Origin of the sequence: Acinetobacter sp. IK31, assembly GCF_035615195.1 — a bacterium.
Lineage (GTDB): Bacteria > Pseudomonadota > Gammaproteobacteria > Pseudomonadales > Moraxellaceae > Acinetobacter > Acinetobacter calcoaceticus_C.
Map to the genome: position 1 here is coordinate 117,679 of NZ_JANBOB010000016.1, position 20,674 is coordinate 138,352.

Here is a 20,674-nt window from a genome sequence, read left to right on the forward strand (position 1 = left end):
AGGCCCACCGAAGTGGGGCGCTAAAAACTAAATCATTAATGTGTATTTTGTGTCTTTATTGTTTGGCTTAAATGAGGAGTCCGCGAGCTGCGAAATGTAGGTAAATGATTAAATAACAAATTCAACAAGATAGCAAAAATACAAGTTGAACTAATGCCTGAATGGAACAAAGTTTGTACCCAAACAGGAAAATGAGCATAAAACTCATGGTTAATAATTGGAATCATACCAGCAGATAAAGCAGTCGCGACAATAATTAAATTTTTCTGATCGTTATAATCTATTTTTGCCAAAGTGCGAATTCCGCTCGCTGCAACTGACCCAAATAAGACTAAACCTGCACCACCAAGTACGGGCATTGGAATCGCTGCAATTAAACGCCCCATAATAGGGAGTAGCCCCAAAATAATCAGGATGAATCCACCTGCTGCCACTACAAATCGGCTTTTGATGCCTGTAATCGCAACTAGTCCTACATTTTGAGCAAAAGCGCTTTGCATGAACGAACCAAAGAGAGGAGCGAAAGCACTTGAAAACATGTCGGCACGTACGCCATTGGCAATACGTTTAGCATCTACTTCCGTTCCTACAATGTCGCCGACAGCAATAATATCGGCTGTGGTTTCTGTCATAATGACTAGCGTCACAATCAGCATTGACAAGATTGCGCTGAGCTCGAATGTTGGTAAACCAAATGCAAATAAGTGTGGGAATTGAACCCATGCACCAGAGCTCACTTGACTAAAATCACCAAAGCCCATGAAGTAGGCCAGTATAGTGCTTGCAACAATTGCCAATAAAATTGATAAACGGCGAATGCTGGCTTGAGGCAGCATATTTAGAACAATCACAATGCCTAAGGTCAGCAAGGCCAAAGAGATATTTTCTACGCTACCCCAGTCAGGTGCTTTATCGTTACCACCCATCATCCAGCGAACTGCGACAGGTAATAGAGATAAACCAATAATCGTGATGACACAGCCCGTCACCACAGGTGGAAAAAATCGAATAATTTTAGAAAAATAAGGTGCAAGGCAAAGACCAATTAGAGAAGCCGCAATGACCGCACCATACACCGCAGGTAGGCCGCCTCCTGTGGTAATAATGGCCACCATGGTTGCCACACCCGCAAAAGACACGCCCTGAACTAAAGGTAATTTTGCGCCTAAATATTTGGTTCCAATGGTTTGAATCAGTGTTGCCAATCCACCTACAAATAGCGCAGCCGCAATTAACATTCCGACTTGTGCTGAGCTTAATCCAGCCGCTGTTCCAATAATAAGGGGCGGGGCAACAATGCCACCATACATGGTCAGCACGTGCTGTAACCCGTAAGCAAAACTTTTGGATATTCCTAAATATTCATGCTCTGGAGAAATCGCATTCTTTTGCCGATGATTCATATTTTTCTCCTATTTATATTTGAGTTAGCTACCGCGATAAGTGGAGTAAGCAAATGGGCTGATCAGTAGGGGAATGTGGTAATGCTGATTAATGTCTTCTACAAAAAACTGAATACAAACACGTGGGAAAAAAGTTTTGACTTTTAGTGATGAAAAATAAGAGGCGATTTCGAACTCAAGTTGATAAGCACCCTCTGCAAACTCTTTTATTCCAAAATCACTCACTCGCCCATCTTGGTTCGTGGTTGCGGTCGCAATCAGCTCATGGGTTTTTGCATGAAATAACTTCACTTCTACGTGTGCAGCCGGTTTGCCTAAATTCGTATCTAAAATATGAGTGCTGATCATGCTTGTATTTCCTGAGACAGTCGTAATAGAGCAATTGCTGCGAGTTGCTCATGTACAATTATTTTTTCTGTGGCTAAATCATTTTGAAGACGTTCATGTAGATTTTTTAAAATCTCTTCGCTACTTAAGCCTGCTGCTTTAATTAAAAAAATGAAGCCAAATTTTTGTTCATAATCGAGATTGCTTTGCAGTAGGGCTTGCTGCGTTTTCTCATCTAGAGAAATGCCAGCTTGTTCTTGATTTGAAAAATGTTGCTCTTTTGCATTGAGCTGATTTTTTGCCTGCCGTTCACCAATTTTTGGGTGGGTTGTTAAAGCTTGTTCGATTTCCTGCCAAGTCCACATTTGGCTAATTTGTTCTGCATATTCCACAAGAGATGCTTTTGATAAATAGGGACGTTCTGAGATGATTTTTTCAGCCCATGCGGGAATGTGGACACAGTTTTTTAACAAAGTCTTGAGTTGTGCGGGTGGGGCTTGATTAAACTCGGCTAAAAACACTGTTATTCCTAAACTCATTGTCGTGATATAGAGTTTTAGCAATAACAGTGCCAATAGCTGTTAATCAACAGTTTAAGAATTTAAAAATTTAAAAATCAATTATTCAGTTATGTGATTTTTATACCAATGTTCAGCAATATCCTGACGTCGGCATATCCAGACCCGATCATGCATTTGAATATAATCGAGGAATTTTTGTAAGGCTTTAAAACGACCGGGCCGCCCTAAAATACGGCAATGCATTCCAATTGACATCATTTTTGGTGCAGTTTCACCTTCTGCGTACAGCACATCAAAGCTATCTTTTAAATATTGAAAAAACTGCTCTGAGTGATTAAAACCTCCCGGTGAACAGAACTTCATGTCGTTACATTCCAAGGTATAAGGAATAATTAAATGAGCTCTTGATGTACCAGCAGCATTGGTAAGCGTCGTCCAAAAAGGCAAGTCATCGCCATAATAATCAGAGTCATATTGTATTTGTGGGAACTCTGCAAGTAACTGACGAGTATTGGGGCTGTCACGTCCGGTGTACCAACCTATCACTTTATTTCCAAACAAGTTTTCTAAAACAGATAAAGCTTGTTCCATATGCTGTTTTTCAACTTCGATATCAAAATCTTGATAGTGAAGCCAGCGATAACCGTGAGAAACCACATCATAATCAGCTTGCTTAATGGCTTCCACAATATACGGGTTGCGGGCAAGCGCCATTGCAACTCCGAAAATGGTCATTGGAAGCTTACGTTTTTGGAATTCAGCATGAATACGCCAAAAGCCAGCACGTGAACCATATTCGTACATTGAGTCCATCGACATATGTTTGGCTGGGTAGCTTGCAGCACCAATAATCTCTGATAAAAACTGTTCTGAGCCATCATCGCCGTGCTCAATATGTTTTTCGCCACCTTCTTCATAATTAAGAACAAACTGGATGGCAATTTTGGCGTGATTAGGCCACTGAACCTGTGGTGGTTTTCCGTGATAACCGATTAAATCACGTGAATAAGGAGATTTTTGAATTTGCTCAATAAGCTCGGCTCCAGATAGATAAGATTCAAGCACGATTGTTCTCCTTTTGTTCGAATTTTCATAAAAATTTAAAAAATCAGCTTGCATATTTTTATAGATGGACTGATATTGAAGATAGAAGATCTTCTAAAACACTCCAAAACAATACGGTCAAGTGAGGAGATAAAAAACATTACACCGTCAAACTGTACAATTGAACTCGATTTATGCATGCTTAAAACATGCCAAGATAAAAAAGTTTTGCATAGAAAAGATCCACAGTAAGAAAGAGAGGATGGTATTTATGAATATTGAAATCCGCACAGATAAAAACATCCATAATAGTGAACGTTTAATTACTTATGTACGTGCAGAACTTACTCAAGAATTCCAACGTCATAGCGAACGTATTACACATTTCTCGGTTCATTTTAGTGATGAAAATGGGGATAAAAGTGGCGACAAAGACATCCAATGTATGATCGAAGCACGTCCTTCAGGTTTGAAACCAGTTGCAGTGCACCATAAAGCAGGCAATATTGATGCTTCAATTCATGGCGCGATTGAAAAATTAAAACGTAGCCTCGAACATACTTTTGAGAAAAAAGAACACCCGAGAGGTGGGCAACCAGAATTCATTGATGATGAAGTTTAATTAAAAATGCTAAAAAGCCCTTCGGGGCTTTTTTTATATTTGATGAAAATAAAACTATTCACAACATTAGGTTTGCAATGCTATGCAATCAACCTCTAAAATCTGGAGAAGAGATTAGGCATAATAGCCCTAATATATTTTTGAGAGATGGTCATGTTAACCACCCAGCAGCAAGCTTTAATTAAAGCCATAGAAGAATTAGAACTCGCGCAAGTGCAGAAATTACTTGCTGACGGACTTGATCCGAACTTTATTGATCCGAAACAAGGACCACCTGTATCAATTATCTGTGACGGAATTTTTAAATGGTGGGAAAATGTATCAGAAGCTTATGAAGCAGGTACACCATTATCAAAAGAAGAAAAGCAACAAGCATTGCAAGTTTACCTCGATATTCTCGAAGCTTTGATTCAGGCCAAAGCCAATGTATATCTTTGGGATGCAGAAGAGTTCTATGGTCCGTTATGGGATGCTGCAAGCTCAGCATGTGCGCCAGCCGTTCAACGTTTACTTGATGAAAAAGTAGATCCAAACACACGTGATGAAGAAGGACTTACTATTTTATCTTCGATCAGTCAGTTATTTTTTGATTGTGATTTTGATGAAATAGATTGGGCAGAATCGCTTGAAGAAGAGCGTGAAACATTAGAGTTATTGCGCCGTCATGGGGCTAAAATGACAAAAGAATTAACTACTTGATTGGATATTAAAATGAAAATAGTACAAGTCTTAACTTTTGCTTTATCTACTGTTGCAGCTGGAAGTACTTTTGCAGCTGAGTTCTCGTTTGACCGCCCAGGGGCAGGAATGGGGACGGGTATTACCCCTGTAGGTAATTTGGCTTGGGAGCAAGGTTTACCAAGCGTAACCTATACTGAAGCGACTGTTGATGGTGTTAAAGAAAAGACCGTAACCTTAAATCAGGACATGTTGTTCCGTACAGGTTTAGGTCGTGACTTAGAATTACAGTTAGGATGGCAGGGTCCGGCATGGACTCAGACTAAACGTGCTGGCAAAAAAAATGATACTTCGGGCTTTGGTGACGTAAGCATCGGTTTAAAAAAAGCGATTGATTTAAAAGATGACAGACTGTCTATGGCAGTGTTGGCTGAGGCGATCATTGCAACCGGAAATGATGAATTTACGGCACATGACGACATTTATAGTCTTACCTCTGCGGTAGCTTACCAATATAGTGATTTAGTAGGTACTTCAATTACCATGCGCTATGAAGTGCAAAATAGTGATTGGGCAGTGACAGCTGTACCAACTATTGACTATAAAATTGCAGGTAAGCTCTCAGGTTATTCAGAGTTCATTTACCGTAAAGCTGAAAGCCAAGACTATGAATATGGTCTAGGTACAGGTCTGGTTTATGCGGTAAATAATCGTACTCAGCTTGATGCAAGTGTAGGGGTAGATTTAAACGGGCAAGATAAGAGTTATAACGGTGGCTTAGGCGTATCGTTCTTGTTTTAAAGAACGATTGATTAGATGTTAATGAAAAAATTTATTCAGCAAGGAATCATTTATTTTCTGGCAATTGTTTCGCTTGTACTTAGCCAATTTATCTTTGCGCAGGACAAGTTATTGTCGCCTGAACAAGCTTTTTCATTTTCGGTTGAATCTTCTGAGTCGCATACTGCGAATTTATCTTGGCAGATTCAGCCAAATTACTATCTTTATCAGCATAAATTTACCGTACAACAAGGTACTCAACCTTTAGCTTTAAAGTTACCTAAAGCGATTGCTCAATATGATGAAAATTATGGGCAAAGTCAGGTTTACTACAATCAAGTTAATTTCCAAATTAAGACGAAACCTTCTGAACACTATAGTGTGACTTGGCAGGGCTGTGCCAAAGATCGGATTTGTTACCCACCACAAACCATTGAGTTTCAAACTGATGCAGATGGTTTAGTTGGTGTACAAAACCAAGCTGGAACAGCACCAAAACGTTTGCTGGATTTAGCAAATACACAAACAAACGCTTCTTCAGGAACTTTAGAAAAAGAGCAGAGTACACAGACGGCTGTTGATACAACTACACCACAAATTGCACAAGATCAGATCTGGTCAGCGAAGTTAATTGAACACTCACTTTGGTATGGGATTTTATTATTTCTAGGTTTAGGCATGCTGCTCGCATTTACGCCATGTTCTTTACCGATGCTTCCTATTCTAACTTCGTTAATTATTCGAGAGCATAAAGGCTTAAAAGCTTGGGCTATTGCACTTACTTTTGTCTGTAGCATGGCATTGGTTTATGCGGGCTTAGGTTTAATTGCTTCATCTGCTGGTTTGAATTTTCAGCGTTGGTTACAACAGCCTGCTACTTTAATTGCTTTTAGTTTGTTGTTTATCGTATTTGCTCTGAACCTATTTGGTCTGTTTGAACTTCGTTTGCCACAAACATGGTTAAACCGACTTGACCGTATTCAGTCAATGCAACAAGGCGGTACCTTGATTGGTGCTGGTGTCATGGGTGTGGTTTCTGCGCTCTTGGTGGGTCCTTGTATGACAGCACCACTCGCTGGAACTTTATTATTTATTTCTCAAACACAAAATCAATGGCAAGGCGCTTTGCTTTTATTCTGTCTAGGTTTTGGGATGGGAATTCCTTTATTGCTCGCGAGCATATTAGGTGCAAAATTCTTACCTAAAGCGGGCGACTGGATGCATCAGATTAAAGTGATTTTTGCTTTTCTGATGTTGGGCTTAAGTCTCTACTTTATTCGTCCTTTATTGCCAGATTGGGGCATGCAAGTACTTAGTCTTGTATTAGGACTCGCTTTTATTGTCTATTCGCTTTATCAGCTTTTCTGGAAAAAGGGACAGCTGCAATGGCTCTACGCGATCTTATTGTTGGTCGTTACACCTTTTGTAGCCTATAACCAATATCAACATATTCAAAATCGAAATTTGCAAAGTTCTGACCACATGGCCGAGTGGCATGTTGCGGCTAGCGCGGCAGACTTCCAAAAGATTTTAGCAGCAGCGCCTGCTGATCGGGCCATTGTGATTGATGTCTATGCAGACTGGTGTGTTGCCTGCCAACCGATTGAGCACCGTATTTTAAAAGCACCCGAGGTTCAGTCTGCTCTTGCACCTTATTATTTAATTAAGCTTGATTTGAGTCATTATGATCAGTCACATGAAGCTCTACTCAAACAATGGAATATTTTAGGGCCACCAACTTATCTATTTTTAAACCCAGAGCAAAAAGAAATTCGTGCTTTGCGTTTAACTGGTGCCTTTAGTCAGCAAGAGCTTTTGCAGCAACTCGCGAACTTGGCGAAACTAAAAGAATCATAAGGTATTAATAGCTTCGATCTGATGAAATGTGCGTACCTGATTGCGTCCCGAAGCTTTTACCGCGTAGAGTGCTTGGTCTGCCTGTCGGATAACAAGATAAGGGTCTTGTGCAAAAGCTGAACTACTTATTCCAAAGCTCGCACTAATATGAATGGGATTATTTTGAGCGCTAAAAACTGGCAGTTCTTCTAAAGCGTGACGGCAACGCTCAGCAATTTTTTCTGCTTGAATAATATCGGTATGGGGCAATAATAAAATAAATTCTTCTCCACCAAACCTGCCAATAATATCTTCATTACGCAAGTTTTTTGACAGACATTGAGCGATTTCAATTAAAACCTGATCGCCTTGGTGATGCCCATAAATATCATTAATTTTTTTAAAATGATCGATATCCAGAAGTACCACCGCATAATCAAATTGCTGTTGGTGTAGTGACTCTAAATGCGTATTTAAACTGCGTCTGTTTAATACATTGGTTAATGGGTCAAGTTGACTTAAACGTTGAATATAAGTTTCGCGCTGGCGCCATTGGGTCAATAATATTTCAAATAAAACAAAACAGGCCAATAAAATCGGCATAATAAAAAATGCCATACTTCCCAGCCAAAAAGGATTGGTTTGAGCACGTTGCATAGCAATAAGATTAAATAACGGCGCATAAGATAAAGTGCCTCTCATACTTAAATACGTACATACCGTTAAAATAATCGTTGCAGGTACGAGAGCGCTATAAACAATTTTTCGGTCGAATAACACGAGTCCTACACCAATGGTACCGACATAACCCACCATAGTGGCGGGACTAATACTTCCAATTAAATATCCATCGTGGCATAGCATGAGTGCAAAGAACTGCACACTAATTAAAGGAATAATTCTTTGAGCCCATTCATCATTTTTATAGAAATAGCAGGAAATAATCAGTAAAACTAATAAAAATAAGGTGAATAGATTGAGCCAGATTTGCGACTCAACTAAAGGTAAATTTGCCCATTGCCAGATATCTGGAGTAATTAAAATATAAGCTTTCCACAAGATCCAACTAAAATTCATTGCACAAGCAAGTGTGAGCATGAGTGCGCTTTTTTGTAGTGGTGTCCAGTTGATGATGTGATTATGGTGGATGAAATCGATTATCACCTGTTTTATTCTATGTATTGGACGAGTGATTAAACGACTTTTCATAATAAGTAAGGGCTCCTAAATATAGATGCCTCTTTGTTGGACCATCCTAAAATTGGATTGTTTAAATAATTTATATTTTAAACATAACATGATTTTCAATTTATACATGATGACTTTTTTATAAAGATAATGATGTGAAAAGTTTGCGGGACTATTCACATCATTTATAGATAAATTAATTTTTATCGAGCTCATGGGCAAATTCAGCAATATCTGCCAATGCTTGTTTAGCCTCATCAAACCATGCATTGAACATCTGGAAGTTATGCCACATACCTGTATAAAGTTTGAATTGAACTTTAACACCTGCATCTTCGGCTTTTTCTCTAAAGCGCTTGGCATCATCTAATAATATTTCTTTAGAACCTACTTGAATCAAAGTCGGCGGTAGGCCATGCAAGTCATCGAAAATAGGTGAAACACGTGGGTCGTCAGCTGCAATTTGATTACCAATATAATGTTGGATCCCTGTTTGCAGGGCTTCAAGCGAAAGCAGGGCATCATGTTTCTGGTTATATCTAAGAGACTCGCTGGTTAGCGTTAAATCCAGAAATGGAGATAATAAAATCAGACCACTTGGCATGATTTCAGGTTGTTCTTTTAAGCGTAAGCAAAGCGCCAGTGCTAAATTTGCTCCGCATGAATCACCCGATAAAATAATATCTTTTGGCTGAACGCCTTGTACTACTAAAGATTGATAGATGTCATATAGAGCTTCAGTTGCCTCAGGGTACGGGTGTTCAGGCGCAAGCGGATAATCTACATGAATAACCTGCATTTGGGTGCGAGCGGCCAAATCTGTCATAAAAGCATGGTGTGTTTTGACACTACCAAGAAAAAAAGCACCGCCGTGAATGTGAAAAATCAGCTGAGTAGCATGATCTTGTGGTTTGATTTCTTCACCTTTAATGCCTGCTAGCCGAATTGGGCGAACAGAGACATTTTTTTGTCGTGGAAAAGCACGACACATTTGGTCTAAAACAGGACGTAAGGCAGTAGGCGGTAAATTTAGCTGACTTGGCTTGCGAATTGTTGTTTTAAGAAAAGTTTCTGTAAAGTAATATTTCCAAACATTTGATATATTCATAGAGCATCCATTTTTATGCTAGTTTCTTGTTTTCTTGTAAATTTTATTTTGCAAGATTACAAGGTTACACGAAACAGTCACATTCAAAAATTGCAATATCTTTGCGACTTCTGAATACTAAAATCTTGAAAGACCCAAGGATATTACAAAAATGAAAAAGATTGCTTTAGCTTTAGGACTCATTGGTATGGCTGCATTTGCCAATGCGGCTGATACACTCAATGGAACGGTATGGAAAACAATTGATGATCAGACCAATAAGCCAAAAGCCGTAGTTAAATTTACGGAACAGAAGGATGGAACCTTAACTGCAACTATTCAAAACATTTTGACACCAGGCGAAGAAAACGCTTGTACAAAATGTGAAGGTCCGTACAAAAATAAACCGCTAAAAGGCGTCACCATTGTACATAATTTAAAAAATGTAGGTGGCAACAGTTATGAAAACGGTACGATTTTAGATCCTAAATCTGGCAAAACTTACAAATTAAAAGGTGAGTTAACAGACGGCGGTAAGAAGCTTAAATTGCGTGGCTATATTGGCGTTTCTGCCCTTGGTCGTAACCAAACGTGGATTCGCGCTAACTAAAAGTTTTAATAAAAAAAACGAGCCAAATGGCTCGTTTTTTTATGCTTGGATATTTTGATAGGTTGTTTCATCAAAACCGACGATAAAACCTTGGGAGGTTTGTAAAACGGGTCTTTTAATTAAACTTGGTTGAGCAATAAGTGCTTCAATAAGATGGTCTTCACTGCTTAACGCACGCGTTTGTTCTTCTTCTGATAACTTGCGCCAAGTGGTTCCTTTTTTGTTTAAAACCGTATCTTGCCCAATTTCTTTTAACCAGATTTTTAGAGTATCTGCATCAATACCTTGTTTTTTATAATCATGAAAATCATAGTTCAGCCCTTTGGCTTGTAAAGCATCAAATGCTTTTTTCATTGAATTACAGTTTTTGATTCCATAAATTTTTAACATTTTATCGGACCATGTCAAAAAGAGAGAGCACACAGCCTAACCCAAAAAGCATTTGAGCACTACTTTATACAGATACTTTTAAAACAAATGAAAAATTATGATTAATCGAAAGAGAAATGTCATGTTATTGTCATAAGACAAAGCGATAATGGGCTTAATAAGAAGAAGTTAAAACTAAAAGAACTTAGCGCAAAAAATAAGAGATTGAAAAGAGAAAACCCGCATTTAATCATCCTGATCATGCGGGTCTCATTTCAACGTCCAATGTCACATCCTTGCAAATAAACTTATCATAAGTTTATTTTATCTTCCTACGGCGTCCTATCCTTTTGCGTCATCCTGACTGCTTCCCTGTGCCGTGCAGCTATAATGCCGTTAAAGCTGTGTAAGAAAAATACTCAAAAACGACAGATGCTGTAAGCGAAAACGACAAGGTAAGTGAACGAGTGTTCACTTAATCTTGAATTTTATAGTCAATAATGACTGGTGCATGGTCGCTAAACCATTGATCTTTATAGACCCATGCGTTAACTGTACGTGCTTGCCAGTCTGGTGAGCAGGCTTGGTAGTCAATACGCCACCCAACATTTTTTGCACGAGCTTGACCGCGATTTGACCACCATGAATAAAGTTCGGCTTCTGCTCGAACTACACGGAATGTGTCAACATAACCAAGTTCATCATAAATATGATCAAGCCATGCGCGTTCATGCGGCAAACAGCCAGATGATTTTTGGTTACCCGACCAATTTTTAATATCAATCCGTTTATGAACAATGTTGTAGTCACCACAAATGATGACTGACTTATTTTCATCACGCCATTGTTTTAAGATTTTCGCGTATTCACCTAAAAATAAATCTTTACGGGCTTGCGCTTCTTCACCACTTGAGCCTGAAGGTAAGTATAATGACGCAATATGTACCGGATGTGACAAACCTAGATCAAATTCAGCAGAAATAAAGCGACCTTGACTGTCAGCCAGTTCAAACCCTAAACCGTCTTTAACAGAGACAAAGGGTAAACGACTATATATGGCAGTCCCTGCGTAACCTGCACGCTCTGCTGGAAATAGATGGGTATGCCATCCTTCGGGTCTAAATTTTTCAGTCCATTGTTCATGGGTAATGCGGCTTTCCTGCATGCATACGACATCGGCATCTGATTGTTCTAACCATTCAAGTAAGCCTTTCGTCACCGAAGAACGCAAGCCATTTACGTTAATGGAAACGACTCGAAGAATTTTTACATCACTTGGATACTGATCCTTTGGTATCATGCGAAAATTTAACCTCAATTGTGAATTTGGAGCACCTCATGACAACGCCTGTGTCATTTAACCCGCAAGCATTTATCGAACTCGCATTATCACGCGGTGTGCTTAAATTTGGTGAGTTTACTTTAAAATCTGGACGTGTGAGTCCTTATTTTTTTAATGCAGGCCTACTCAACGATGGTGAAGCTTTATCTCTTTTAGCACAAGGCTATGCCGACAAATTAATACAATGTGAAAATGTTGATGTTATTTTTGGCCCTGCTTACAAGGGAATTCCATTTGTAGCAGCAACTGCTGTTGCCTTGTCGCAAGTACATAACAAAAGTGTGCCATGGGGTTTTAACCGTAAAGAAGCTAAAGATCATGGTGAAGGCGGTGTTTTAGTTGGTGCTGCGGTTGAAGGTAAAAAAGTCTGGATTATTGATGACGTCATTACCGCAGGTACAGCCATTCGTGAAGTCGTAACGATTTTAAAAAATGCGGGCGCAATCATTGCGGGCGTATTGGTTGCACTAGACCGCCAAGAGTGTGGTCAAGGTGAGCTTTCTGCAATTCAAGAAGTTCAAAAAGAATTAGAAATTCCTGTACATGCACTGATTACCATGAAAGATTTAATGGATTATTTGGATGCAAAAGGCGAGAAAGAGTCTTTAGCAAACATGCAAGCTTATCGTGAGAAATACGGTATCTAAGAGTTAGGTATGGAAAAGGAAGCTATAGCTTCCTTTTTTTATAATTTAATCAAATTATTGAGTTGGTTAAACTATAGTCGTAGGGTGTTAAAAATCATAAAAAACCGTTCCAGTGTGCTGAATCCTAGAACGGTTTTGACTAAAATTTTAATAATTTCGTATAAGGCGTATTATGTTAATTTGACTTTAGTTGCACAAACTTACCGATAAGGTCTATGACATGGAAGTGAAGTTCAAAACCGAAATGAATGAGTACCACTATAAGCCTAAAATCTCATTCAACGGCTCAACAACAGAATACTATACTAATTTATCCGAAGCTTTACAAAAACTTATAAAATGAAAAAGATCCTAATTAGCCTACTTGCTATTTCAGCAATCAGTACAATTCAAGCGAAAGAATATCCAAACTATGCAGATGAAAAGAAATATTTACAGATGCTAGAAAAAGTTTATCCACAATTAGAAATCATTGTTCGTGGCAAATTGATATTGAATAACGCTGAAAATGATGTAAAGGCTCTGGCTGATAAAGATAAAAAAGAAGTGTGTTCTATGGCAAATGCAGTTATAAAAGCTGACAACATTATCGTAAATAACATAGTCCATGAGTCTTATTTTGAATCAACAAACTATCTCCAAAATTTTATGACTTCAGAAGGTGCTGATAATCTAAAACAAGAATTACAGTTATCAGGATTTAAGTGTGATTAAAGTGAAAATTAGGACCTACACAAAATTTAGAACAGTCCCAAGGCCCATAAATAGGGCCTTTCGATGATCTGATTAACATAAAATCTCAACTACGAAATCGTTTCAAATAAGCACCACTATGTAAAATAAGGGAGTTAACTTAGACAAAATCAATATGGTTTAATCACTTAATTTTGTTCTAGTGAATGCTCATGTAACTCGATGTAAATGATTTTTCCTGTTGCGTTATCAATCGCAACACTGACTTTCTCAGTTTCGAATTCTTTTACGTTTCGATGAGGATTTGTATTGGTATCTTTATTAGTCTTCAGTTTTTGTTTCACTTCTTTTTCGGTATCATCACTGAAAAGACCAAGGGGCAATTTATGTCCTTTATAATTTGCAAATGAAACATCTTGATCGGGGAGATATAATTTTATAGATACAATTTTCTTATTTTTTAACAGCATTTCGATGCCATTTTGAGGAAGCATTAAGCTTTGATCATAGAAATCAAGTTTAGGAAATTCTTCATTCCAAAACTGATCGGTGATCTCAGGTACTTCCTTTACTTCGAGCTGGTTCACAAACGCTTCGAAACTTTTACTTTGTGTTGATGTCCCTAATAATTCTAAATATTTATTAGGATTTTCACTATACTTTGAAGAACTGCAACCTGTTAATACCATTAAAAAGAACCAAATCAAAAATATACGCATATTAAATTTCTTAAATCTATTTGGTTTATTTTAACTTTAAAAATATATTTTTAATAATTTCTAAAATTAATATAATACAGCATATGCGAATCAATTCTTACACTCCATCGTCATACCCAACTTGTTTTGTTGATCTTGTTCAGTCATCACCCAAGGCGAAAAAGAAGCGCTAGCAAATATGCAAGCTTATCGTGAGAAATACGGTATCTAAAAATAAAAGGGCATACCTCTAAATAGTGGTATGCCAGTTTAATATTTTATTTAAAATTGATAATTAAAACGAACTAAAATATTACGTGGTGTGCCTGGCATACTGTCTGAACGCCAGTATTCTTTATTGGTTAGGTTGTTCACTGCAAGTGTGACATTCCAAGGGTCAGCACTATAACCAATTGCTGCGTCGACACGATTGAAGCCTTCCATTTTTACTGCATTATTAATGTTCGGATAATAAGACCCCACATAGGTTACACCCATTTCGGTATACCACTGTTCAGTTGGTAAATAGCGAACAAATAAATTGCCCGTATTTTTCGATGTATTCGCTAAATAGTTGCCTTCTTGTTCAGGCTTTTGTTTGTCTTCTTTTACTTTGGCATCGGTGTAACCATAACCACCGCGAACAAAGACATTATCAAGTACCCGGCCAATAAAACTAAATTCAACACCACGTGATTGATGCTGACCAGCAGTTGCCCATACCTCTGGTTCACTGTCAGGATTTGGTTTATAGCGAATATTATTTTTACGAATATCAAAGACAGAAAATTGAGTATTTAAACGATTATCTAACCATTCGCTTTTTATGCCCACTTCATATTGCTCGTTATATTGAGGCTCTTTGTCCATTTTTGTGACATCGGTGCTTCCAGTGACTTGGTTAACACCCATTTGTCCGCCAAATGGTGCAAAGCTCTTAGAGTAAGACGTATAAAAACTATGTTCAGGAAGCGGTTGCCATACCAAACCAACATTTGGGCTAACAGTACTGTCTTTTACATTGCGATGTGCATTAGTGAGTTTGTTAGTGGTTGAAAAGTCAAAGTAATCATAACGTAAGCCTAACATGAGTTTAAGTTGGTCGTTTAGACCAATTAAATCTTGAATAAATATGCCGTAAGTTGTGCCTTCATTATAGTTATGCTGACTAATCTTTAATGGGCCATTGCCACGACTTGATTCTCTTTCACCTGTGAATGGATTGACGTAACCATAAATGGCTGAACCATTTTGAGTCTTATTAGCTAGACGTGGTTCTCGTTGTTCATAGGTCCAGTCTGTACCCATCATGATTTGATGTTCAAGCTGGCCGGTTTTGAACTTGCCTTTAATATCAAAGGTATTGGTGGTGGTTTTATTGCTGGTTTGCTGCCAGTAGTAATTCTGATTGATATAACCTTTTTTGGTGTTGCATTCTTTGCCTTTCAGGTCATTTCCATCGAGGCCACAATAAGTTCCAAAGTAAAAATGATCAAAGTTCTGTTCTGCTTGTCGGTAACTTGCCGCCCAGTGAAAGTTCCAATCAGGCGCATATTGATAATTCACATCGGTGCGGACCACTTGCAAAATATCATCAACATAATCTCCGTCTTGGGCAAATCCTGTTTTAATAGAGGTTCCCGCAGGTAAGTTATCTTGAGTTGGCCCGCGATCAGGTACACGACCTAATTTGTCATAGGTATATTGTGTGGTCCAAGTAAGCGTTCCATCATCATTTTTATAAGTAAAACTTGGTGAAAACATCTCAATTTTATTTTCAATACCAGAGCGGAAACTGTCTGACTCTCCATATTCTCCGGTAAGACGTACTGCTAAATTGTCATTAATGACTTGGTTGATGTCAGCAGTGGTTCCATAGTTGTCGTATGAACCTGCATAAGCGCCAACTGAACTTTTAGAGTCGAAATTGGCGAATTTACTCACCATATTCACAACCCCACCACCAGCACTACGGCCATATAAAACAGAAGCTGGGCCTTTTAAAATTTCAATACGCTCAATATTGGCAGTACTACGGCGTACTTGACCACTTTCACGTATACCATCACGGTAAATATCGCCTGCATCCGCTCCAAAACCACGAATGGTAATGCCATCACCACGCATATCGTAATTGGTAGATACCCCAGGTGTGCCTTGCAGCATAACGCTTAGATCATTTGATCCATAAACTTTATACTTCTGAACATCAATGGTATCAATGGTTTGAGGAATATCTTTTTTATCTAAACTATTACGGGTGACATTAGCTTTGTCATAGTCGATATAACTTTTAATTGGGTCGAGCTCACTCATGGCCTCAATTTTTATGGTTGGCATGGTCGCTGCAACTTTCGATGATGAGTTACTCGAGTCTTCAGCGTATACACCTTGAATATTAAGGATCATTAAACTGAGTAAGCTGAGCGGGAATAAACGCTTAATTTGGGGAGATGATATAGAAATTCTTAACATAAAATAAAATCAGTTAACAAAAATAAAAGTATAAATGATAATTATAATCATTTAATTGTTTAGAATAAAAGAACTATTATCTTAAAAAAGGACATATTTATTTTTTAATAACTATTTTTTAGGAATGTAATGAGTAAATTAAATAAACTATGTGAATTAACTCGTTAGTTTTTCTTGTTAATTGAGTTTTAAAGGGGGGCTTTTTATCGATAAAGCACCCCCTTAGAATTAAGCATTATTTTTCAGAATATCTAAAATATCCATTTCTGGATCATAGTTCTCATCAATCGTTTTGCAAATTGCTTGTCCAACAATGACGTGCGTACCATTGAAGGTCATGGTGGGTGCTTCATATAATTCCCAGCCATGGTTCAGTGCTTTAGTCACTCGTGCACAAAAAGCAGAGTCATCTGGTCCGGTTAAATAGCGATAAAGTTTCATCATCAAGCCTAAAAATTAATATTTTATTGTTCTATTTTAACTGAATTCCTTAAAGTTCAAGATAGATAAATAGCAGAACACCTTTTACTTAAATTAAGAAAAACGAGTGAAAAATCTCAGCTATACTCATGCTAATTTAAATTTTAAGAAGAGCTTGAGCATGCGTGTACTTGTCGTCATGGATCCGATTGAAACCGTGAATCTGAAAAAGGATTCAACCATGGCAATGTTGTGGGCGGCGAGCCGTCGCGGACATGAATTGGGTTATGCATTACAACAAGATTTATATATCGATCAAGGTAAAGCTTATGGTTTGATTTCACCATTAGAAGTGTTTGAAGATTACAACCATTATTATGAGCTGGGCGAAAAGAAAAAAGAATCTATCGCTGCTTATGACGTTGTGCTCATGCGTAAAGACCCACCGTTTGATATGAATTTTGTCTATACGACTTACGTGCTTGAGCAAGCTGAACGTGAAGGCTCATGGATTATTAATAAGCCTCAGTCACTGCGTGATTGCAATGAAAAACTTTTTGCAACCCAATTTCCAGAGCTACAAGTTCCTACGCTGGTAACTTCACAACAAAGCTTGATTCGTGAATTTATTAAAGAACATGGTGATGTCATTGTTAAACCACTTGATGGCATGGGCGGTACGGGAATTTTCCGTTTATACCAAGATGGTGTGAACATTGGTTCAACCTTGGAAATGCTGACCGAGTTAGGTAACCGACCAATTATGGCTCAACGTTATATTCCTGAAATTGTAGAAGGGGATAAACGTATTTTAATGGTAAATGGCGAGCCTATTCCTTACTGCTTGGCACGTATCCCACAAAATGGTGAAGTCCGTGGTAACTTGGCGGCAGGTGGCTTAGGTCAAGCGCGTCCGCTTACTGAAAATGATAAGTTGATCGCGGCTAAAGTTGGGCCATTCCTACGCGAAAAGGGCTTGATTTTTGTTGGCTTAGATGTAATTGGTAATTATGTCACTGAAATTAATGTTACTAGCCCAACCTGTATTCGTGAAATCGATGCTCAGTTTGGTACATCAATTGCCGATAACCTGTTTGATGTATTAGAAGCTGGTCGCCCTGCATAATTGTTTGTTTCAAGTGGTTTTCTGCCTAACCGGTAGGAAATCACTTGAAAATATATGAATTTGTAAAATAACAATACTAAATACACCATAGCTTTGTAGGCATATTTTCAAAAAAGCACATCTTTCTGTTATAAACGAGTGAAATTAGCTTTTCGTTAATGAAGCTTTAGGATTAAAATAAACGGCTACAAAAATAGATGACAATTTCCATTGTTTTTTGAGTTGAAGAATTAGACCGTGACCGATTCGCAGCAAAGTAAACCTAAACATGTCATGATGATGGCTGCCGGTACAGGTGGACATGTTTTTCCAGCCCTCGCCGTAGCCAAACAACTTCAACAACAAGGTTGTCAGGTTTCATGGTTAGCCACGCCAACAGGTATGGAAAATCGATTATTAAAAGATCAAAATATTCCAATATATCAAATTGATATTCAAGGTGTTCGTGGGAACGGCGTGATCCGTAAACTTGCTGCGCCTTTTAAAATTTTAAAAGCAACATTAAGCGCAATGCGCTATATGAAACAGCTTAAAGTTGATGCTGTAGCTGGATTTGGTGGTTATGTTGCGGGGCCTGGTGGTTTAGCAGCGCGATTGTTGGGTATTCCTGTACTTATTCATGAGCAAAATGCGGTAGCGGGTTTTACCAATGCTCAGTTATCACGTATCTCTAAAGTGGTATGTGAAGCATTTCCAAATACATTTCCTGCTAGTGAAAAAGTAGTGACAACCGGAAATCCGGTACGTCGTGAAATTAACGATATTTTAAGCCCAAAGTGGCGTTACGATGCACGTGAGCAAGCAGGGCAACCTCTAAACATTCTTATTGTTGGTGGTTCTTTAGGTGCAAAAGCGCTCAATGAACGCTTACCTCCAGCATTAAAACAATTACAAGCACCACTCAATATTTTTCATCAGTGTGGTCAGCAACAAGTTGAAGCAACGCAAGCACTTTATGCAGATGCACCAGCTAATTTAACGGTACAGGTTTTGCCGTTTATTGAAGATATGGCAAAGGCTTATAGTGAGGCTGATTTAATTATTTGCCGAGCTGGAGCATTAACAGTAACGGAAGTTGCAACAGCAGGTATTGCCGCAGTTTTTGTACCTCTTCCTATAGCAGTTGATGATCACCAAACTGCGAATGCCAAATTTTTGGCCGATGTTAGTGCTGCAAAAATTTGCCAGCAATCGACCATGACACCAGATGTTCTAAATGAATTGTTCACTTCGCTGATGAACCGCCAATTACTTACAGAAATGGCAGTGAAAGCGCGTCAACATGCCCAACCAAATGCGACTCAGCATGTGGTTGATCTTATCCAAAAAATGTAATCGGATTTACTATGTCTCCATCAACAGCTGCGAACCAAGCAAAAAAACTGATTAAAGTGCCTGAAATGCGCCGTATCAAACACATTCATTTTGTGGGGATCGGTGGGGCTGGGATGTGTGGCATTGCAGAGGTATTGGGTAACCAAGGTTATAAAATTTCCGGTTCAGACATTAAAGCGTCTAAAACTACAGAACAATTAGAGCAAAATGGCATTAAGGTTTATATTGGCCATCAAGCGGAAAATATTAAAAATGCCAATGTGCTTGTAGTTTCTACAGCGATTGATCCAGAAAATCCGGAAATTAAAGCAGCGATTGAGCAACGTACTCCAATCGTACGCCGCGCAGAGATGCTAGGTGAGCTTATGCGTTACCGTCATGGTATTGCTGTAGCTGGTACACATGGTAAAACTACAACGACTAGTCTTTTAACCACCATGTTGGCTGAAGAAAACCTTGATCCAACCTATGTCATTGGTGGTTTACTTAACAGTACAGGTGTAAATGCTGCACTTGGTGAAAGTCGTTTCATCGTAGCGGAAGCTGATGAGTCAGATGCGTCTTTCCTTTATTTGCAACCGATGGCAGCCATTGTAACGAATATCGATGCTGACCATATGGATACCTATGAAGGTAGCTTTGATAAATTAAAAGATACGTTCGTACAGTTCCTTCATAACTTACCATTTTATGGTTTGGCTGTAGTTTGTGGTGATGACGCCAATATTCGTGAAATTATGCCGCGTGTAGGTCGTCCAGTTATTACCTATGGTTTTAATGAAGATAACGACATCCGCGCAATTGATGTTGAACAAGATGGTATGCGTTCACACTTCACCGTGTTACGTAAAGGTCGTGAGCCGCTACGTTTAACCATCAACCAACCGGGCATGCATAATATTTTGAATGCTCTAGCTGCTATTGGTGTTGCGACTGATGAAGGTGTTTCTGATGATGCAATTAGCCGAGCTTTAGCGGGCTTCAGTGGTGTTGGTCGTCGTTTCCAAGTACAAGGCGAATTTGAACTTGCCGATGGTAATGTTAAGTTAGTTGATGACTATGGACACCATCCGAAAGAAGTAGAAGCAACCATTAAAGCTGCTCGTCAGAGCCATCCGGATCGTCGTTTGGTTATGTTATTCCAGCCACACCGTTACTCTCGTACTCGCGATTGTTTTGATGATTTTATTGAAGTGCTCTCTCAAGTCGATCAATTATTATTATTGGAAGTTTATCCTGCTGGCGAAAAGCCTATTGTCGGTGCAGACAGCCGTACTTTAGCGCGTAGTATTCGTTTACGCGGACAGGTGGAACCGATTTTGGTCGATCCGGTTGAAGGTAATTTGCAAAACATCATGCAAAATGTGTTACAACCAAATGACTTGTTATTAACGCAGGGTGCGGGTAACGTGGGAGCAATTTCAGTAGAACTTGCACAACACCATTTGTATGTGAAATAAACAAAAATATTGA

The 20,674-nt window shown here is 38.7% G+C and carries 21 protein-coding genes; 10 read left to right on the forward strand and 11 right to left on the reverse strand.

Going from position 1 to position 20,674, the window contains the following annotated elements; genetic code table 11:
* Window positions 1–35: 35 nt before the first annotated feature.
* The 4 genes from MSG66_RS09185 to puuE form a co-directional block, all read right to left on the reverse strand.
* On the reverse strand, window positions 36–1,403 hold the full coding sequence (locus MSG66_RS09185) for a nucleobase:cation symporter-2 family protein (RefSeq protein WP_324653781.1): 1,368 nt from the start codon (window positions 1,401–1,403) through the stop codon (window positions 36–38).
* A gap of 24 nt (window positions 1,404–1,427) precedes the next feature.
* Window positions 1,428–1,751 (reverse strand): hydroxyisourate hydrolase, encoded by a 324-nt coding sequence (gene uraH, locus MSG66_RS09190; protein WP_324653783.1) that lies wholly within the window; start codon window positions 1,749–1,751, stop codon window positions 1,428–1,430.
* On the reverse strand, window positions 1,748–2,251 hold the full coding sequence (uraD, locus tag MSG66_RS09195; protein ID WP_324653785.1) for a 2-oxo-4-hydroxy-4-carboxy-5-ureidoimidazoline decarboxylase: 504 nt from the start codon (window positions 2,249–2,251) through the stop codon (window positions 1,748–1,750). The genes uraH and uraD overlap by 4 nt, the downstream gene beginning before the upstream one ends.
* 99 nt (window positions 2,252–2,350) lie before the next feature.
* A complete protein-coding gene (gene puuE / locus MSG66_RS09200) occupies window positions 2,351–3,316 on the reverse strand; it encodes an allantoinase PuuE (RefSeq protein WP_324653787.1) in 966 nt (321 codons plus the stop codon).
* Window positions 3,317–3,566: 250 nt separating this feature from the next.
* Between puuE and MSG66_RS09205 the strand changes: the two genes are divergently transcribed.
* The 4 genes from MSG66_RS09205 (at window position 3,567) to dsbD (ending at window position 7,232) form a co-directional block, all read left to right on the forward strand.
* Window positions 3,567–3,917 (forward strand): HPF/RaiA family ribosome-associated protein, encoded by a 351-nt coding sequence (locus MSG66_RS09205; protein ID WP_197730962.1) that lies wholly within the window; start codon window positions 3,567–3,569, stop codon window positions 3,915–3,917.
* Between the two features lie 153 nt (window positions 3,918–4,070).
* Complete coding sequence (locus MSG66_RS09210) at window positions 4,071–4,616, forward strand: ankyrin repeat domain-containing protein (protein ID WP_324653789.1); 546 nt, start codon at window positions 4,071–4,073, stop codon at window positions 4,614–4,616.
* 12 nt (window positions 4,617–4,628) lie between these two features.
* Window positions 4,629–5,396, forward strand: coding sequence for a transporter (locus tag MSG66_RS09215; RefSeq protein WP_202743179.1), 768 nt, complete (start codon window positions 4,629–4,631; stop codon window positions 5,394–5,396).
* Between the two features lie 15 nt (window positions 5,397–5,411).
* Window positions 5,412–7,232 carry a protein-disulfide reductase DsbD gene (gene dsbD / locus MSG66_RS09220; RefSeq protein ID WP_324653792.1) on the forward strand — a complete coding sequence of 607 codons (1,821 nt, stop codon included), beginning with the start codon at window positions 5,412–5,414 and terminating at the stop codon, window positions 7,230–7,232.
* On the opposite strand, the gene MSG66_RS09225 is transcribed toward dsbD, so the two are convergent.
* Both MSG66_RS09225 and MSG66_RS09230 read right to left on the reverse strand, forming a co-directional pair.
* Entirely contained in the window at window positions 7,227–8,420 is a 1,194-nt protein-coding gene (locus MSG66_RS09225) for a GGDEF domain-containing protein (RefSeq protein ID WP_324653794.1), read from the reverse strand. The two genes, dsbD and MSG66_RS09225, sit on opposite strands and share 6 nt — an antisense overlap.
* A 175-nt stretch (window positions 8,421–8,595) precedes the next feature.
* A complete protein-coding gene (locus tag MSG66_RS09230; RefSeq protein ID WP_133971213.1) occupies window positions 8,596–9,507 on the reverse strand; it encodes an alpha/beta hydrolase in 912 nt (303 codons plus the stop codon).
* 151 nt (window positions 9,508–9,658) lie between these two features.
* On the opposite strand from MSG66_RS09230, the gene MSG66_RS09235 reads away from it, so the two are divergent.
* Window positions 9,659–10,096, forward strand: a complete 438-nt coding sequence (locus MSG66_RS09235; protein WP_003654111.1) for a DUF2147 domain-containing protein — start codon at window positions 9,659–9,661, stop codon at window positions 10,094–10,096.
* A gap of 39 nt (window positions 10,097–10,135) precedes the next feature.
* Here MSG66_RS09235 and MSG66_RS09240 read toward each other — a convergent pair whose 3' ends face one another.
* Together MSG66_RS09240 and MSG66_RS09245 are read right to left on the reverse strand one after the other, a co-directional pair.
* Window positions 10,136–10,486: an arsenate reductase gene (locus MSG66_RS09240; RefSeq protein WP_133971215.1), complete on the reverse strand. Its 351-nt coding sequence runs from the start codon at window positions 10,484–10,486 to the stop codon at window positions 10,136–10,138.
* 454 nt (window positions 10,487–10,940) lie between these two features.
* Window positions 10,941–11,765 carry an exodeoxyribonuclease III gene (locus MSG66_RS09245; RefSeq protein WP_042895797.1) on the reverse strand — a complete coding sequence of 275 codons (825 nt, stop codon included), beginning with the start codon at window positions 11,763–11,765 and terminating at the stop codon, window positions 10,941–10,943.
* 38 nt (window positions 11,766–11,803) lie between these two features.
* On the opposite strand from MSG66_RS09245, the gene pyrE reads away from it, so the two are divergent.
* Both pyrE and MSG66_RS09255 read left to right on the forward strand, forming a co-directional pair.
* Complete coding sequence (gene pyrE / locus MSG66_RS09250; protein ID WP_262473097.1) at window positions 11,804–12,454, forward strand: orotate phosphoribosyltransferase; 651 nt, start codon at window positions 11,804–11,806, stop codon at window positions 12,452–12,454.
* Window positions 12,455–12,793: 339 nt separating this feature from the next.
* Window positions 12,794–13,168: a hypothetical protein gene (locus MSG66_RS09255; RefSeq protein ID WP_202743173.1), complete on the forward strand. Its 375-nt coding sequence runs from the start codon at window positions 12,794–12,796 to the stop codon at window positions 13,166–13,168.
* 167 nt (window positions 13,169–13,335) lie between these two features.
* Here MSG66_RS09255 and MSG66_RS09260 read toward each other — a convergent pair whose 3' ends face one another.
* The 3 genes from MSG66_RS09260 to MSG66_RS09270 all read right to left on the reverse strand — a co-directional run bounded on the left by MSG66_RS09260 (window position 13,336) and on the right by MSG66_RS09270 (window position 16,761).
* Window positions 13,336–13,836: a hypothetical protein gene (locus MSG66_RS09260; protein WP_324653800.1), complete on the reverse strand. Its 501-nt coding sequence runs from the start codon at window positions 13,834–13,836 to the stop codon at window positions 13,336–13,338.
* Window positions 13,837–14,127: 291 nt separating this feature from the next.
* The gene (locus MSG66_RS09265; RefSeq protein WP_324653802.1) at window positions 14,128–16,320 is read right to left on the reverse strand and encodes a TonB-dependent siderophore receptor; all 2,193 of its coding nucleotides are present in this window, start codon (window positions 16,318–16,320) and stop codon (window positions 14,128–14,130) included.
* Between the two features lie 228 nt (window positions 16,321–16,548).
* Window positions 16,549–16,761: a DUF1737 domain-containing protein gene (locus MSG66_RS09270; RefSeq protein WP_042895792.1), complete on the reverse strand. Its 213-nt coding sequence runs from the start codon at window positions 16,759–16,761 to the stop codon at window positions 16,549–16,551.
* Between the two features lie 160 nt (window positions 16,762–16,921).
* Between MSG66_RS09270 and gshB the strand changes: the two genes are divergently transcribed.
* The 3 genes from gshB (at window position 16,922) to murC (ending at window position 20,661) form a co-directional block, all read left to right on the forward strand.
* Entirely contained in the window at window positions 16,922–17,866 is a 945-nt protein-coding gene (gene gshB, locus MSG66_RS09275; RefSeq protein WP_042895789.1) for a glutathione synthase, read from the forward strand.
* A gap of 237 nt (window positions 17,867–18,103) precedes the next feature.
* Entirely contained in the window at window positions 18,104–19,201 is a 1,098-nt protein-coding gene (gene murG, locus MSG66_RS09280) for an undecaprenyldiphospho-muramoylpentapeptide beta-N-acetylglucosaminyltransferase (protein WP_324653805.1), read from the forward strand.
* Window positions 19,202–19,212: 11 nt separating this feature from the next.
* On the forward strand, window positions 19,213–20,661 hold the full coding sequence (murC, locus tag MSG66_RS09285; RefSeq protein WP_003654096.1) for a UDP-N-acetylmuramate--L-alanine ligase: 1,449 nt from the start codon (window positions 19,213–19,215) through the stop codon (window positions 20,659–20,661).
* The last annotated feature ends 13 nt before the right edge of the window (window positions 20,662–20,674 follow it).

Bases quoted from the DNA above. Each gene is read 5' to 3' on its own strand.
- MSG66_RS09185 (WP_324653781.1), bottom strand. From the start codon at position 1,403: ATGAATCATCGGCAAAAGAATGCGATTTCTCCAGAGCATGAATATTTA.
- uraH (WP_324653783.1), bottom strand. From the start codon at position 1,751: ATGATCAGCACTCATATTTTAGATACGAATTTAGGCAAACCGGCTGCA.
- MSG66_RS09205 (WP_197730962.1), top strand. From the start codon at position 3,567: ATGAATATTGAAATCCGCACAGATAAAAACATCCATAATAGTGAACGT.
- MSG66_RS09210 (WP_324653789.1), top strand. From the start codon at position 4,071: ATGTTAACCACCCAGCAGCAAGCTTTAATTAAAGCCATAGAAGAATTA.
- MSG66_RS09215 (WP_202743179.1), top strand. From the start codon at position 4,629: ATGAAAATAGTACAAGTCTTAACTTTTGCTTTATCTACTGTTGCAGCT.
- dsbD (WP_324653792.1), top strand. From the start codon at position 5,412: ATGTTAATGAAAAAATTTATTCAGCAAGGAATCATTTATTTTCTGGCA.
- MSG66_RS09225 (WP_324653794.1), bottom strand. From the start codon at position 8,420: ATGAAAAGTCGTTTAATCACTCGTCCAATACATAGAATAAAACAGGTG.
- MSG66_RS09230 (WP_133971213.1), bottom strand. From the start codon at position 9,507: ATGAATATATCAAATGTTTGGAAATATTACTTTACAGAAACTTTTCTT.
- MSG66_RS09235 (WP_003654111.1), top strand. From the start codon at position 9,659: ATGAAAAAGATTGCTTTAGCTTTAGGACTCATTGGTATGGCTGCATTT.
- MSG66_RS09240 (WP_133971215.1), bottom strand. From the start codon at position 10,486: ATGTTAAAAATTTATGGAATCAAAAACTGTAATTCAATGAAAAAAGCA.
- MSG66_RS09245 (WP_042895797.1), bottom strand. From the start codon at position 11,765: ATGATACCAAAGGATCAGTATCCAAGTGATGTAAAAATTCTTCGAGTC.
- pyrE (WP_262473097.1), top strand. From the start codon at position 11,804: ATGACAACGCCTGTGTCATTTAACCCGCAAGCATTTATCGAACTCGCA.
- MSG66_RS09255 (WP_202743173.1), top strand. From the start codon at position 12,794: ATGAAAAAGATCCTAATTAGCCTACTTGCTATTTCAGCAATCAGTACA.
- MSG66_RS09260 (WP_324653800.1), bottom strand. From the start codon at position 13,836: ATGGTATTAACAGGTTGCAGTTCTTCAAAGTATAGTGAAAATCCTAAT.
- MSG66_RS09265 (WP_324653802.1), bottom strand. From the start codon at position 16,320: ATGTTAAGAATTTCTATATCATCTCCCCAAATTAAGCGTTTATTCCCG.
- MSG66_RS09270 (WP_042895792.1), bottom strand. From the start codon at position 16,761: ATGAAACTTTATCGCTATTTAACCGGACCAGATGACTCTGCTTTTTGT.
- gshB (WP_042895789.1), top strand. From the start codon at position 16,922: ATGCGTGTACTTGTCGTCATGGATCCGATTGAAACCGTGAATCTGAAA.
- murC (WP_003654096.1), top strand. From the start codon at position 19,213: ATGTCTCCATCAACAGCTGCGAACCAAGCAAAAAAACTGATTAAAGTG.